Origin of the sequence: Erwinia pyri, from assembly GCF_030758455.1 — a bacterium.
GTDB classification, from domain to species: Bacteria; Pseudomonadota; Gammaproteobacteria; order Enterobacterales; family Enterobacteriaceae; genus Erwinia; species Erwinia pyri.
This window is the reverse complement of record NZ_CP132353.1, coordinates 3,604,034-3,618,172: the sequence shown is the minus strand read 5'-3', so window position 1 is coordinate 3,618,172 and position 14,139 is coordinate 3,604,034. Positions and strand designations below refer to the sequence as shown.

Here is a 14,139-nt window from a genome sequence, read left to right as displayed (position 1 = left end):
AGTGGGATCCCGATATGGCCGAACCTCGTTTTATTCATTTACGCGTGCACAGCGACTACTCCATGGTAGATGGATTAGCTAAAACCGGTCCGTTGGTGAAAAAAGCTGCCTCTATGGGCATGCCCGCGATCGGGATTACCGATTACCTTAACCTGTGCGGCCTGGTGAAATTCTACGGTGGCGCGCACGCGCAGGGCGTGAAACCGATTATTGGCGCAGATTTCAAAGTCAGTTCTGAGGCGATGGGCGACGAGCTGGCGCAGCTCACGGTGCTCGCTGCGAATAACACGGGTTACCAGAATCTGACGCTGCTGATTTCCAAAGCGTACCAGCGTGGCTATGGCGCGGCCGGGCCGATCATCGATCGTGACTGGCTGATTGAGCTGAAAGAGGGGCTAATCCTGCTTTCAGGCGGCAGACGCGGCGACGTCGGCCAGATGCTGCTGCGCGGCAACCATGCGCAGGTAGGGGAGTGCCTGGCCTTCTATCAGGAGCATTTCCCGGAGAGCTACTATCTGGAATTGATCCGTACCGGGCGTCCGGATGAAGAGACCTGGGTGCATGCTGCGGTGGATCTGGCCATTGCTCACGGTATTCCCGTGGTGGCCACCAATGAGGTCTGTTTCCTGGAAGAGGGGGATTACGACGCGCACGAAATTCGCGTGGCGATCCACGACGGCTTTACGCTGGACGATCCTAAACGGCCGAAAAACTACAGTCCTCAGCAATATCTGCGTACTGAAGAGGAGATGTGCGAGCTCTTCTCAGACATCCCTGAAGCGCTGCAAAACAGCGTAGAGATTGCTAAGCGTTGTAACGTGACCATCCGCCTGGGTGAATACTTCCTGCCGCAGTTCCCTACGGGGGATATGAGCACGGAAGATTTCCTGGTTATGAAGTCGCGTGAAGGCCTGGAAGAGCGTCTTGAGTTCCTGTTCCCGGATGAAACCGTTCGCGCGGAAAAACGGCCGGAATATGATGAGCGCCTTGAGCTTGAGCTTAACGTTATCAACCAGATGGGCTTCCCCGGCTACTTCCTGATCGTGATGGAGTTTATCCAGTGGTCCAAGGATAACGACGTGCCGGTAGGGCCGGGCCGTGGTTCTGGTGCCGGGTCGCTGGTGGCCTACGCGCTGAAAATCACCGACCTCGATCCGCTGGAGTTTGACCTGCTGTTTGAACGTTTCCTGAACCCGGAACGCGTCTCGATGCCCGACTTCGACGTCGACTTCTGCATGGAGAAGCGCGATCTGGTGATTGAGCACGTTGCGGAGATGTACGGACGTAAAGCGGTATCGCAGATCATTACTTTCGGTACCATGGCGGCTAAAGCGGTTATCCGTGACGTTGGCCGCGTGCTGGGTCACCCCTATGGCTTTGTCGATCGCATCTCCAAGCTGATCCCGCCGGATCCGGGGATGACGCTGGAAAAAGCGTTCGCGGCCGAGCCTCAGCTGCCGGAAATTTACGAAGCTGATGAAGAAGTTAAAGCGCTGATTGATATGGCGCGTAAGCTGGAAGGGGTTACGCGTAACGCCGGTAAGCACGCCGGAGGGGTGGTTATTGCCCCCACGCAAATTACCGATTTCGCGCCGCTCTATTGTGATGAAAACGGTAATCATCCGGTTACCCAGTTTGACAAGAATGATGTGGAATATGCCGGGCTGGTGAAGTTTGACTTCCTGGGCTTGCGTACGCTGACCATCATCGACTGGGCGCTGGAGATGATTAACGCCCGGCGTAAGAAGCAGGGCGAGCCGCCGATCGATATCGCGGCCATTCCGCTTGAAGATAAAAAAAGTTTCGATATGCTGCAGCGCTCGGAAACCACAGCGGTATTCCAGCTTGAATCGCGCGGCATGAAAGATCTGATTAAGCGTCTTAAGCCCGACTGCTTTGAGGATATGATCGCCCTGGTGGCGCTGTTCCGTCCCGGCCCGCTGCAGTCCGGCATGGTAGATAACTTTATCGACCGTAAGCATGGCCGTGAGGCGATCTCCTATCCCGATATTCAGTGGCAGCATGAGTCGCTGAAGCCGGTGCTGGAGCCGACGTATGGCATCATCCTCTATCAGGAACAGGTCATGCAGATTGCTCAGGTGCTGGCAGGATACAGCCTGGGCGGCGCAGATATGCTCCGTCGCGCCATGGGTAAAAAGAACCCGGTGGAGATGGCCAAGCAGCGCGGGGGCTTTGAAGATGGTGCCAAATCTCGCGGAATAGATGGCGAACTGGCGATTAAAATCTTCGATCTGGTAGAAAAGTTTGCCGGTTACGGTTTTAACAAATCCCACTCTGCCGCCTATGCGCTGGTTTCCTACCAGACGCTGTGGCTGAAGGCCCACTATCCTGCCGAGTTTATGGCGGCGGTAATGACCGCCGATATGGATAACACCGAGAAGGTGGTGGGGCTGGTAGATGAGTGCTGGCGCATGGGGCTGAAAGTGCTGCCGCCGGATATCAACTCCGGCCTGTATCAGTTTCACGTTAATGACGACGGTGAAATCGTGTACGGTATCGGGGCGATTAAAGGCGTGGGTGAAGGGCCGATTGAAGCCATTATCGAAGCCCGTAATCAGGATGGCTATTTCCGCGAGCTGTTCGATCTCTGCGCACGCACTGATACCAAAAAGCTTAACCGCCGCGTGTTAGAGAAACTGATCATGTCTGGCGCGTTTGACCGCCTGGGGCCGCATCGCGCCGCGCTGATGAGCGCGCTGCCAGAAGCGCTCAAGGCTGCGGATCAGCATGCCAAAGCAGAGGCGATTGGCCAGGCAGATATGTTTGGCGTACTGGCGGAAGAGCCGGAACACATTGAAAAGTCGTATGCCGACGTCACGCCGTGGCCTGAACAGGTTCAGCTTGATGGCGAGAGAGAAACATTAGGGCTTTACTTAACCGGGCACCCGATCAATCAGTATCTGAAAGAGATCGAGCGCTACGTGGGTGGAATGCGCCTGAAAGACATGCACCCAACCGACCGTGGCAAAATGACCATGGCTGTCGGTTTGGTGGTGGCGGCCCGCGTGATGGTAACAAAACGCGGTAACCGGATTGGCATCTGTACGCTGGACGACCGCTCTGGTCGGCTTGAAGTGATGTTATTTACAGATGCGTTAGACAAGTTCCAGCATCTGCTGGAAAAAGACCGTATCCTGATCGTCAGCGGACAGGTCAGCTTCGATGACTTCAGCGGGGGGCTCAAAATGACCGCCCGCGATGTGATGGACATTGATGAAGCCCGTGAAAAATATGCACGCGGGCTTGCTATCTCGCTGACGGACAGGCAAATTGATGACCAGCTTTTGAACCGTCTCCGTCAATCCCTGGAACCCCATCGTTCTGGGACCATTCCGGTACATCTCTACTATCAGAGAGAGGATGCGCGGGCGAAGCTGCGCTTTGGCGCAGCGTGGCGCGTGTCGCCCAGCGATCGTTTATTAAATGAATTGCGGTCGCTGATAGGGTCGGAGCAGGTGGAACTGGAGTTTGACTAAAACAGGAATATTATGAGTCTTAATTACCTGGATTTCGAACAGCCAATCGCAGAACTTGAAGCGAAGATTGATTCACTCAAGTCGGTTGGCCGTCAGGATGAAAAACTGGATATTAATCTGGATGAAGAGGTGCAGCGGCTGCGTGAAAAAAGCGTAGAGCTGACCCGCAAGATCTTCTCCGATTTGGGTGCCTGGCAGATCGCGCAGCTGGCGCGCCATCCTTTGCGCCCTTACACGCTGGACTATGTCCGCAACGTATTTACTGATTTTGACGAGCTGGCTGGCGATCGCGCCTATGCGGATGATAAAGCCATTGTTGGCGGTATTGCTCGTCTGGAAGGTCGCCCGGTGATGATCATTGGTCACCAGAAAGGTCGCGAAACCAAAGAGAAAATTCGTCGTAACTTCGGCATGCCGGCACCAGAAGGCTACCGTAAGGCCCTGCGTCTGATGGAGATGGCCGAGCGTTTTAATATGCCGATCGTCACCTTTATTGACACACCTGGCGCCTATCCGGGCGTGGGTGCTGAAGAGCGCGGACAATCTGAGGCTATCGCACGCAATCTGCGTGAGATGTCAGGGTTGAAAGTGCCGGTCATCTGTACCGTTATCGGTGAAGGTGGTTCGGGCGGGGCGTTGGCTATCGGCGTGGGCGACAAAGTCAACATGCTGCAGTACAGCACCTACTCGGTCATTTCGCCGGAAGGCTGTGCTTCTATTCTGTGGAAAAGCGCCGATAAAGCGCCGCTGGCTGCAGAGGCGATGGGCATTGTTGCACCGCGCCTGAAAGAGCTGAAGCTGATCGATACGGTTATTCCGGAGCCGTTAGGCGGGGCGCATCGCAATCCGCTGGCTATTGGCGAATCGATGAAAGCGCAGCTGCTGGCTGATTTGGCTGAACTTGATATGCTGAGTAAAGAAGAGCTGTTAGATCGCCGTTACCAGCGTCTGATGAACTACGGCTACGCCTGACAGGGTGTAACCGCCAAAAGCGGGTTCTGAAGGGTGAACGGCGGAGAGGAACGATCTCCGCCAGAGCCTGTTCAGAACCCGCTTTTTTTATTGCCTGAGTTCGCTCTTCTGCGGTGAATGGAAACAGCCGTTCTGCGGATCCTGTACCAACTACAGCAGCCTGCCTGCTGCTAATGCCTCTGCCAGGCTCACCACTTTTTCCTCTTTACTCCTCCTTTTTTATCAAACAACCCCAGGATGCCATCACTCTGGAATACGCCTTCCAGTTTTTTACCCCGCTTATTTTCTCTTCCCTGAGAAGGATTAGGATGACCGGTAAATCTCACAGGGAGTAGAGGCAATGACGCTGTCACTATGGCTGATAATGATGTGCGGAGTGGGTGTAGTGGCTGGCAGCGTAGTGAACTGCGTGATCTGGCGCCTGCCGGTGATGCAGCAACAACAGGCGCAGAGAGAACTGCATCAGCTCTGCGCTCTGCCGCCGGAGGAAGCTAAGGAGCCGGTGCGCTTTAACCTGTTTCTGCCCCGTTCCTGCTGCCCCCGCTGTCGCAGCCCGCTGGCTTTTTATCATAATATTCCCCTGCTGAGCTGGCTCCTGCTGCTGGGCCGCTGTCACAGTTGCCGGCAGCGTATCAGCTGGCGTTATCCGCTGGTGGAACTGCTGGCCGCTCTGTGCAGCGGCTGGATTGCGCTCTGTTGGCCGCCGGGAGAAACGGCGTTTGCTCTCGCGCTCTGTGCCTGGCTGCTGATAGCGCTGGCAGCGATCGATATCCAGCACATGCAGTTGCCCGATCTCCTGACCTTGCCGCTACTCTGGCTGGGCCTGCTGGCGAATCTGGAGGGAGCGCTGGTACCGCTAAGCGATGCCGTAACTGGCGCCGCGGCGGGCTATCTCTCCCTGTGGTTTGTCTGTTGGGGATTTAAGCTGGTAACCGGAAAAGAAGGCGTGGGCTATGGCGATATCAAGCTGCTGGCTGCGTTGGGGGCCTGGTGCGGCTGGCAGCGTTTGCCAGCACTGCTGCTCTGCGCTGCGTTAATGGGGATAGTGGCTGTTCTGCTGTTACGCCTGACAGGGCGAAGCCAGCGGGGTGAACCGCTACCGTTCGGCCCCTGCCTGGCGCTCTCTGGCTGGTGGCTACTGGTTACCCCTGCGGCAACGTGATGAGATAAGGCCAATCTTTGGAACGCTTTGCATCTGCAAGGCAGCAATCTTCGCTATGCTTACCGCTGCAGCATTTTTACCAGGAGGTAAGCATTGAATATTATCGCGATCATGGGACCGCATAACGCATTCTACAAAGATGAACCCATCCGTGAACTGGACGGAGCGCTGAACAGCCAGGGATTCCAGACCATCTACCCAAAAGATGCCAACGATCTGCTGAAGCTGATTGAGCATAATCCCCGCATCTGTGGCGTCATCTTCGACTGGGATGAACACGGAATGGATTTATGCAGCGAGGTTCAGCTGCTGAATGAATACCTGCCGCTCTATGCGTTTATCAATACCCATTCCACGATGGATGTAAGCGTCAATGAATTGCGCATGGCTATCTGGTTCTTTGAATATGGCCTGGGGGCAGCGGAAGAGATTGGCCAGCGTATCCGCCAGTACACCGACGAATACATTGATACGATTACGCCTCCGCTGACCAAAGCGCTGTTTACCTATGTGAAAGAGGGGAAGTACACCTTCTGTACGCCGGGGCATATGGCGGGTACGGCCTTTCAGAAAAGCCCGGTTGGCACGCTGTTTTATGATTTTTTTGGCGCGAATACCCTGAAGGCTGACGTTTCTATTTCGGTCACCGAGCTGGGGTCACTGCTCGACCATACCGGCCCGCACCTGGATGCCGAAGAGTATGTGGCGCGCACGTTTGGCGCAGAGCAGAGCTACATGGTCACTAATGGCACCTCTACCTCCAACAAAATTGTCGGGATGTACGCAGCAGCGGCAGGCAGCACCGTGCTGATTGACCGTAACTGCCACAAGTCTCTGACCCATCTGTTGATGATGAGCGACATTATCCCCATCTGGCTGAAGCCTACGCGCAATGCGCTGGGTATTCTTGGCGGCATTCCCAAGCGTGAATTCACGAAAGAGAACATCGCGCTGAAGGTGGCGCAGACGGAACGGGCAACCTGGCCGGTGCATGCGGTGATCACCAACTCCACCTATGACGGGCTGCTCTATAAAACCCAATATATTAAAGAGACGCTGGAGGTTCCTTCCATCCATTTTGATTCAGCCTGGGTTCCCTATACCAATTTCCATCCTATCTATGCAGGCCTGAGTGGAATGAGCGGCGAGCGCACGCCGGGAAAAGTCATTTATGAAACGCAGTCGACCCACAAACTGCTGGCTGCTTTTTCTCAGGCTTCGCTGATCCATATTAAAGGGGAGTATGACGAGCAAACCTTTAATGAAGCCTACATGATGCACACCACCACCTCACCCAACTACGCTATCGTGGCTTCGATTGAGACAGCTGCGGCTATGCTGCGCGGAAATCCAGGGAAACGACTCATTAACCGCTCGGTTGAGCGCGCGCTGCATTTCCGTCGTGAAGTGCAGCGGCTGCGGGAAGAGTCCGACGGCTGGTTCTTTGATATCTGGCAGCCGGAAGGGGTGGATGAGCCGGAATGCTGGCCGATCCAGCCGGGAGACGAGGCGTGGCACGGCTTTACGGAAGCTGATGCTGATCATATGTATCTCGATCCGATCAAAGTGACGATCCTGACCCCTGGCATGAGCGAGCAGGGGGTGATGGCGGACGAGGGGATTCCTGCTGCACTGGTGGCTAAATTTCTGGACGAGCGCGGGGTGGTGGTGGAAAAAACCGGTCCCTATAACCTGCTGTTCCTGTTCAGTATTGGCATTGATAAAACCAAAGCCATGAGCGTGCTGCGCGGACTGACCGAATTCAAGCGCGCTTACGATCTTAATCTGCGGGTCAAAAATATGCTGCCGGATCTCTACGCCGAGGATCCTGATTTCTACCGTAATATGCGCATTCAGGATCTGGCGCAGGGGATCCATACGCTGATCCGCCAGCACGATCTGCCGCGGCTGATGCTACAGGCTTTTGCCACGCTGCCAGAGATGAAAATGACGCCGCATCAGATGTTTCAGCAGCAGGTAAAGGGTAACGTTGAAACGGTCGATATCGCCAGGATGGTGGGACGCGTCTCTGCCAATATGATCCTGCCTTATCCACCCGGCGTTCCGGTAGTGATGCCGGGAGAGATGATCACCGAAGAGAGCCGGGCCGTGCTCGATTTCCTACTGATGCTGTGCACCATTGGCCGACATTACCCTGGTTTCGAGACGGATATTCACGGCGCAACTCTGACCGAAGAAGGGCAGTATCTGGTGCGGGTACTCAAAGCGGGCTAAATCCAGAATTGTGCCATTGTGGGCGCCGCAGCGGCTACGTAAGGTAAGGCATGGAAGCCATTATCAAGGAATTATTATGTTAGGTATTAAAAAGGTTCACCATATCGCCATTATTACCGATCAGTATCAGGTCAGTAAGGCCTTCTATTGTGACATCCTGGGGTTCACCCTGATGGGCGAAGTGTACCGTGAAGCGCGGGACTCCTGGAAAGGGGATTTGGCCCTGAATGGCGATTACACTATTGAGCTCTTCTCCTTTCCGTTTCCGCCAGCGCGTCCTACGCAGCCTGAAGCCTGCGGCCTGCGCCACCTGGCCTTCAGCGTGGATGACGTTGACGCGGCGAAACAGCATCTGGAAGCACACGGCGTGGTATGCGAGCCGGTGCGCATCGATCCTGTCACCGACAAGCGCTATACCTTCTTCTCCGATCCGGACGGTTTGCCGCTGGAGCTCTATCAGGCGTAAGATAGGGCCATTCTGATCCGGTCAGCTCTGGCCGGGTCGCCAATTTTTACGGAACCTTCATGTCACTGCACTCTCTTGCCCACCATCTTAATGGCCACCAGCAGCTGCTGGTTGGGTACAGCGGTGGGCTGGATTCCACCGTATTGCTGCACCAGCTGGTGACGCTGCGTGAGCAGCATCCTGAGCTGCAGATCCGGGCGATTCACATTCATCACGGCCTTAATCCTCTGGCAGACAGCTGGGTGGAGCATTGTCGGCAGCAGTGCAGCCGCTGGCAGGTGGAGCTGCTGGTGGTTCACGTAACGCTGGATCCGCAAGGGAAAGGGATCGAGGCAGCGGCACGGGCTGCACGCTATCACGCTTTCAGGCAGCATCTGCAGCCTGCGGAGTGTTTGCTGACCGCGCAACATCAGGACGATCAGTGTGAAACTTTGCTGTTGGCGCTGAAACGCGGCAGCGGGCCAGCGGGCTTATCCGGCATGCCGGCTGAATCCTTTGCCCGTGGCCAAAGGTTGCTAAGGCCGCTGCTCTCTCATACCCGTCAGCAGCTGGAAGCCTGGGCCGCAGAGCATGCGCTGAGCTGGATAGAGGATGACAGCAATCAGGATACCCGTTTTGACCGGAACTTTTTGCGGCAAACCGTGATCCCACAGCTGGCCAGCCGCTGGCCCCATTTCTCCCAGGCCGCAGCACGCAGCGCGGCGCTTTGCGCAGAACAGGAGCAGCTGTTAGATGAGTTACTGGCAGATTCGCTGCACGAGCTGGTGGACAGGGAAAATGGTCTGGCCTGGCCGCCTCTGCTGGCGATGAGTGAGGCCCGGCGTGCTGCGCTGATCCGGCGCTGGATAGCGTTACAGCACGGCCTGATGCCCTCGCGTGAGGCGCTGGTGCGTATCTGGCGGGAAGTGGCCTGTAGTCGGCAAGATGCAGAACCCTGCGTGCGCCTGGGTCAGTTCGAAGTCCGCCGCTTTCGCGACAGGCTTTACTGGCTGCCCCTGCATCAGCCGCTGGCCGGGCTGGTGCTGCCCTGGCCACAGGAAGAGAAAACGCTCGCTCTTCCCCAGAAATCAGGCTGGCTGCAGTGGGATGAAGAGGGCATGAAGGTCCGCGCACCGTTCAAAGAGGAAGAGGTCAGCGTACGCTTTCAGGCACAGGGAAAGTTCCATCTGACCGACCGGGCGGGTGGCCGGTCGCTGAAAAAAATCTGGCAGGAGAAAGGGATCCCACCCTGGCAGCGAGACCGTACCCCCTTACTTTTTTATGGCGACACGTTGATCGCCGCAGCAGGCGTGTTTGTGACCCGGGAAGGCGATCCGGAAAACTACTCCTGCAGGCACCTTAGCTGGAAAAAGGAACAGCAATAAATGAAAAGAGTCGTGTTAATGATGGCGTTAATTATGCCTGGCGTATGCTGGGCCGCGGGCGATGTACAGGCGGGGCAGCAAAAAGCCAGCGCCTGTCAGGCCTGCCATGGCGCCGCCGGAAAGGCCAGCGTGCCGCTTTATCCGCATCTGGCCGGGCAGAATGCTGCCTATCTGGCGCATGCTTTACAGGCTTACAAGAAAGGGGAGCGTAACGGCGGGCAGGCAGAGGTGATGAAGGCGTTTGTCGCGGGACTGAGTGACGAAGATATTGACGATTTAGCGGCATATTACGCCACGCTGCAACCCTGAGAAGGGCAGGGGCGGAATCTATTCCGCCCGGGAGATTAGTCAGATTCGCTGACGACGACGGTGCCTAAGTCGGGATGGCTGAAGCTGACGATATGGTCCAGCCGCAGCTCGCGGACTTCACCGGAAAGATCGATGGCGAGATATTCCACATTTTTGCGTGACACCATGTCAGTCGCTTTCGCCTTCAATTTTTCACCATCTTTCAGTTCCAGCGCCAGCATCCAGCTGTTCTGGCAGGCGAGTTCCAGGTTGTCATAATCATCGCAGTTTATCGGTTTGTAGGCTTCATTCATCAACATAATCGCTCACCAATAAGTTTGCAGCAGCAAACGCTGCCTGTTCCCTGATGGAAGAGTGTAGCTCGGAATTTGCCGCTACCTCATCAAGTGCTTTCAGGACGCAACCTAACGCGTCCGGCACGTATCCCAGATCGCCGCTGCCGATTTCAGCGTACTTACGGCGAACTAATTCACAATACTTTTGCATGTGCACCTCACTCAGGGTTGCTCTTTAACGACTATAACACAGGCTTTTGCGGGAAATCAGCCCACCGGCGAGTGATTTGCTCCCGCAACGGGTTACAATGGCAGGTATTGATGATAAGGATCCCCATGGCACTTAAAGCGACCATTTATAAAGCGACGGTAAACGTTGCAGATATGGACCGAAATGTTTTTCTCGACAGCAGTCTGACTCTGGCCCGGCACCCTTCAGAAACCGAGGAGCGGCTGATGTTGCGGCTGCTGGCGTGGCTGGTTAATGCCCATGAACGACTCACCTTTACCCGAGGCTTAAGCGCGGAAGATGAGCCGGAAATCTGGCTGCTGAACGATCATAACGGGATTGAGGTCTGGGTTGAGCTGGGCCTGCCGGAAGAGAGAAGGGTGAAAAGAGCCTGTAATCGCTCAGCCAGCGTAGTGTTATATACCTATAATGGACGTGCAGCGCAGATCTGGTGGCAGCAGAACCAGAGCAAACTCGCTCAGCAGGATAATCTGACGGTACGGTTCCTGGATGATGAGCAGCTTAAAGCGTTGACGCAGCTGGCTTCACGCTCGATGACCTTACAGGCGACCATTCAGGACGGTACGATCTGGCTCTCCGACGATCAAAACCATCTGGAGCTGCGCTTTACGGATTGGCTGAATAACGGCAAGCTGGCATGATTATTTTGTCACGCAACGTCACTATTCCAGACGGTGAGCTTGAGCTGACGGCTATCAGGGCGCAGGGCAACGGCGGACAAAACGTCAATAAAAGCTCGACCGCCATTCATCTGCGCTTCGATATCCGCGCTTCCAGCCTGCCGGAGTTCTATAAAGAGAAACTGCTGGCGGCCAGCCATCACCTGATAACCCCGGAAGGGGTGGTGATTATCAAAGCGCAGGAGTACCGCAGCCAGGAGATGAACCGTGAAGCGGCGCTGAAGCGGCTGGAGAATTTGATCCAGGAGCTGACCGTCGTTGAGAAAACGCGGCGGGCCACGCGCCCGACGCTGGCATCTAAAAAACGCCGGCTTGAAGGAAAGGCGCGTAAGGCCTCAACCAAGTCACTGCGCGGCAAAATGCGCGGCACGCCGGAATAACCCTGATAAACGGAGAGGCTGTGTGAAAAAACTTGTGATAACGATGCTGGTAACGCTCTCTTTTGGCTCACTTCTCGGCTGCCAGAACCACGACTCTGTCTCTGCCAGCCAGAAGCCAGAAACAACGGTACAACAGTTTAAAGGGGTGATCCCCTGTGCCGATTGCGAAGGTATTGAGGTGTCATTGCTGCTTCAGCAGGGTGGGCGTTACAGCCTGAACGAGAAATACCTCGGTTCTGATAATGTTCAGACCCGGCAGCAGGGACGCTGGAGCAGAACCGCTGAAAAATTGGTGCTGGTTTCAGACCAGGGAGAGAAACGCTATTTCCGCCCGGTGGATAATGGGCTGGAGATGATGGATACCCAGGGGAAACCCATTGAGACCGCTAACAGCTACCGACTGGCGCCGGTACAAATTTAATCGCGGCGTTAATGAGCAGGTTCTGGTGACAGGTAAGATGTGACTGGTGACTGGTGACTGGTGACTGGTGAAAGTGGTAGGGCATAACACGCTGCATCCGGCCAGATAACCGTATCAGATTTAATCAGCCGTAAAGAAACAGGGTGGCTAAAATATCAGCTCACGCTGCACCCGGCCGGGTAACCGTATCAGCTGTAATTAGCCGTAAAGAAACAGGATGGCTAAAATATCAGCCCACACTGCATCCGGCCGGGTACCGTATAAGCTGCAATCAGCCTGAAAAAAACGGGGAGGCTAAAGTATCAGCCGCCCCGTTTTACTCTCTGCTTTATACTCCCCAGTGCGAGGGAGTGAGCGTTTTAGCCGTTGATTTCAGCCAACAGGAAATCAAGGATTTCGCTGGTTTTAATCATTCGCTTCTCGCCTTCACGACGCGATTTATACTCAATCTCTTCGCTGTCGAGATTGCGGTCGCCAATCACGATGGTGTGCGGCACGCCAATCAGTTCCATATCCGCAAACATCACGCCAGGACGCTCTTTACGATCGTCTAAGATTACCTCAATCCCTTTGGCGCGCAGCTGAGCATAAAGCTCTTCTGCCAGCTCCTTCACGCGGAAAGATTTGTGCATGTTCATAGGCAAAATCGCGACCTGGAACGGTGCCAGGGCAGCAGGCCAGATAATGCCGCGATCGTCGTGATTCTGTTCGATCGCCGCCGCCACGATGCGGGTAATGCCGATACCGTAGCAGCCCATCATCAGGGTTTGATTGCGCCCATCTTCACCCTGCACCGAGGCCTTCATCGCTTCAGAGTACTTGGCACCCAGCTGGAAGATATGGCCGACTTCGATGCCGCGTTTGATCTGCAATGTCCCTTTCCCATCCGGGCTGGCATCGCCTTCCACCACGTTACGAATATCCGCCACGTGCGGCAAAGGTAAATCACGCTGCCAGTTGATGCCGGTAAAATGCTTGCCGTCAATGTTGGCGCCTGCGCAGAAGTCACTCATTACCGCCACGGTGCGGTCCACCACGATCGGCATCGTCAGGCCAACCGGACCCAGTGAACCCGGACCGGCACCCACGATAGCGCGGATCTCCTCTTCGGTGGCGAAGGTGAGCGGCGCCGCAACCAGATCGAGCTTTTCAGCTTTGATTTCGTTGAGTTCATGATCGCCACGAACCAGCAGGGCAACCAGCGAATGGCCGCTCTCTTTGGTCGCTTTCACCATCAGCGTCTTCACCGTTTTCTCAATCGGCAGGTTGAACTGCTCGACCAGCGCCGCGATGGTTTTCGCATCTGGCGTATCAATCTGCTGCATCTCCTGCCTGGCATCGGCACGCCCGCCCGCAGGCGCAACCGCTTCGGCCAACTCAATGTTGGCTGCGTAGTCAGATTCAGTAGAGAAAATCACATCGTCTTCACCGCTCTGTGCCAGCACCTGGAACTCATGTGAGGCGCTGCCGCCGATAGAGCCGGTATCAGCCTGCACTGCACGGAAATCTAATCCCATCCGTTTGAAGCTCTGGCTGTAGGCGCGGTACATATCATCGTAGGTAGCCTGTAAAGACTCCTGCGACGTGTGGAACGAGTAGGCATCTTTCATAATGAATTCACGTGAACGCATCACGCCAAAACGCGGGCGGACTTCATCACGGAATTTAGTCTGGATCTGGAACACCTTCAGCGGCAACTGTTTGTAAGAGCTCAGCTCGTTACGGATCAGATCGGTCACCACCTCTTCATGCGTTGGCCCCAGAACGAAAGGGCGCTCGCTACGGTCCACGAAGCGCAGCAGCTCCGGGCCATACTGTTCCCAGCGTCCACTTTCCTGCCAGAGATCGGCTGGCTGTACCACCGGCATGGAGATCTCAATCGCACCGGCGTTGTTCATCTCTTCACGCACGATGTTTTCAACTTTTTTCAGAACGCGCAGGCCGGTTGGCAACCAGGTATACAATCCTGAGGCCAGCTTACGGATCATCCCGGCACGCAGCATCAGCTGGTGGCTGATCACTTCTGCATCGGCAGGCGTCTCCTTTTGGGTGGAGAGCAGATATTGAGTAGTACGCATGAGTTACGATTCCATTTAAGCGGAAAGCTATACGAAGACAGCAGGGCCAA

The 14,139-nt window shown here is 55.4% G+C and carries 13 protein-coding genes; 10 read left to right on the top strand and 3 right to left on the bottom strand.

Annotated elements, in window-relative coordinates:
- The first annotated feature begins 14 nt into the window (after window positions 1-14).
- The 7 genes from dnaE to Q3V30_RS17195 all read left to right on the top strand — a co-directional run bounded on the left by dnaE (window position 15) and on the right by Q3V30_RS17195 (window position 10,005).
- Entirely contained in the window at window positions 15-3,497 is a 3,483-nt protein-coding gene (gene dnaE / locus Q3V30_RS17225; RefSeq protein ID WP_306207789.1) for a DNA polymerase III subunit alpha, read from the top strand.
- Window positions 3,498-3,509: 12 nt separating this feature from the next.
- A complete protein-coding gene (gene accA, locus Q3V30_RS17220; RefSeq protein ID WP_306207787.1) occupies window positions 3,510-4,469 on the top strand; it encodes an acetyl-CoA carboxylase carboxyl transferase subunit alpha in 960 nt (319 codons plus the stop codon).
- Between the two features lie 340 nt (window positions 4,470-4,809).
- Entirely contained in the window at window positions 4,810-5,631 is an 822-nt protein-coding gene (locus Q3V30_RS17215) for a prepilin peptidase (protein ID WP_306207785.1), read from the top strand.
- 93 nt (window positions 5,632-5,724) lie between these two features.
- Entirely contained in the window at window positions 5,725-7,866 is a 2,142-nt protein-coding gene (locus Q3V30_RS17210) for a lysine decarboxylase LdcC (RefSeq protein WP_306207783.1), read from the top strand.
- 76 nt (window positions 7,867-7,942) lie between these two features.
- A complete protein-coding gene (locus Q3V30_RS17205; RefSeq protein ID WP_306207781.1) occupies window positions 7,943-8,332 on the top strand; it encodes a VOC family protein in 390 nt (129 codons plus the stop codon).
- Between the two features lie 59 nt (window positions 8,333-8,391).
- Window positions 8,392-9,696, top strand: a complete 1,305-nt coding sequence (tilS, locus tag Q3V30_RS17200) for a tRNA lysidine(34) synthetase TilS (protein WP_306207779.1) — start codon at window positions 8,392-8,394, stop codon at window positions 9,694-9,696.
- Window positions 9,697-10,005 carry a c-type cytochrome gene (locus tag Q3V30_RS17195; RefSeq protein ID WP_306207777.1) on the top strand — a complete coding sequence of 103 codons (309 nt, stop codon included), beginning with the start codon at window positions 9,697-9,699 and terminating at the stop codon, window positions 10,003-10,005.
- 35 nt (window positions 10,006-10,040) lie between these two features.
- On the opposite strand, the gene rof is transcribed toward Q3V30_RS17195, so the two are convergent.
- Window positions 10,041-10,304, bottom strand: coding sequence for a Rho-binding antiterminator (rof, locus tag Q3V30_RS17190; protein ID WP_306207775.1), 264 nt, complete (start codon window positions 10,302-10,304; stop codon window positions 10,041-10,043).
- Window positions 10,291-10,491 carry a YaeP family protein gene (locus tag Q3V30_RS17185; RefSeq protein ID WP_306207773.1) on the bottom strand — a complete coding sequence of 67 codons (201 nt, stop codon included), beginning with the start codon at window positions 10,489-10,491 and terminating at the stop codon, window positions 10,291-10,293. The genes rof and Q3V30_RS17185 overlap by 14 nt, the downstream gene beginning before the upstream one ends.
- 125 nt (window positions 10,492-10,616) lie before the next feature.
- On the opposite strand from Q3V30_RS17185, the gene Q3V30_RS17180 reads away from it, so the two are divergent.
- The 3 genes from Q3V30_RS17180 to Q3V30_RS17170 are packed head-to-tail and all read left to right on the top strand — an operon-like array spanning window position 10,617 to window position 12,011.
- Window positions 10,617-11,171, top strand: coding sequence for a YaeQ family protein (locus Q3V30_RS17180; protein WP_306207771.1), 555 nt, complete (start codon window positions 10,617-10,619; stop codon window positions 11,169-11,171).
- Window positions 11,168-11,590, top strand: a complete 423-nt coding sequence (gene arfB / locus Q3V30_RS17175) for an alternative ribosome rescue aminoacyl-tRNA hydrolase ArfB (RefSeq protein WP_306207769.1) — start codon at window positions 11,168-11,170, stop codon at window positions 11,588-11,590. Before Q3V30_RS17180 ends, arfB begins: the two co-directional genes overlap by 4 nt.
- A 22-nt stretch (window positions 11,591-11,612) precedes the next feature.
- Complete coding sequence (locus tag Q3V30_RS17170; RefSeq protein WP_306207767.1) at window positions 11,613-12,011, top strand: copper resistance protein NlpE N-terminal domain-containing protein; 399 nt, start codon at window positions 11,613-11,615, stop codon at window positions 12,009-12,011.
- A gap of 359 nt (window positions 12,012-12,370) precedes the next feature.
- Here Q3V30_RS17170 and proS read toward each other — a convergent pair whose 3' ends face one another.
- Window positions 12,371-14,089, bottom strand: coding sequence for a proline--tRNA ligase (gene proS / locus Q3V30_RS17165; protein ID WP_306207765.1), 1,719 nt, complete (start codon window positions 14,087-14,089; stop codon window positions 12,371-12,373).
- Window positions 14,090-14,139 lie beyond the last annotated feature (50 nt).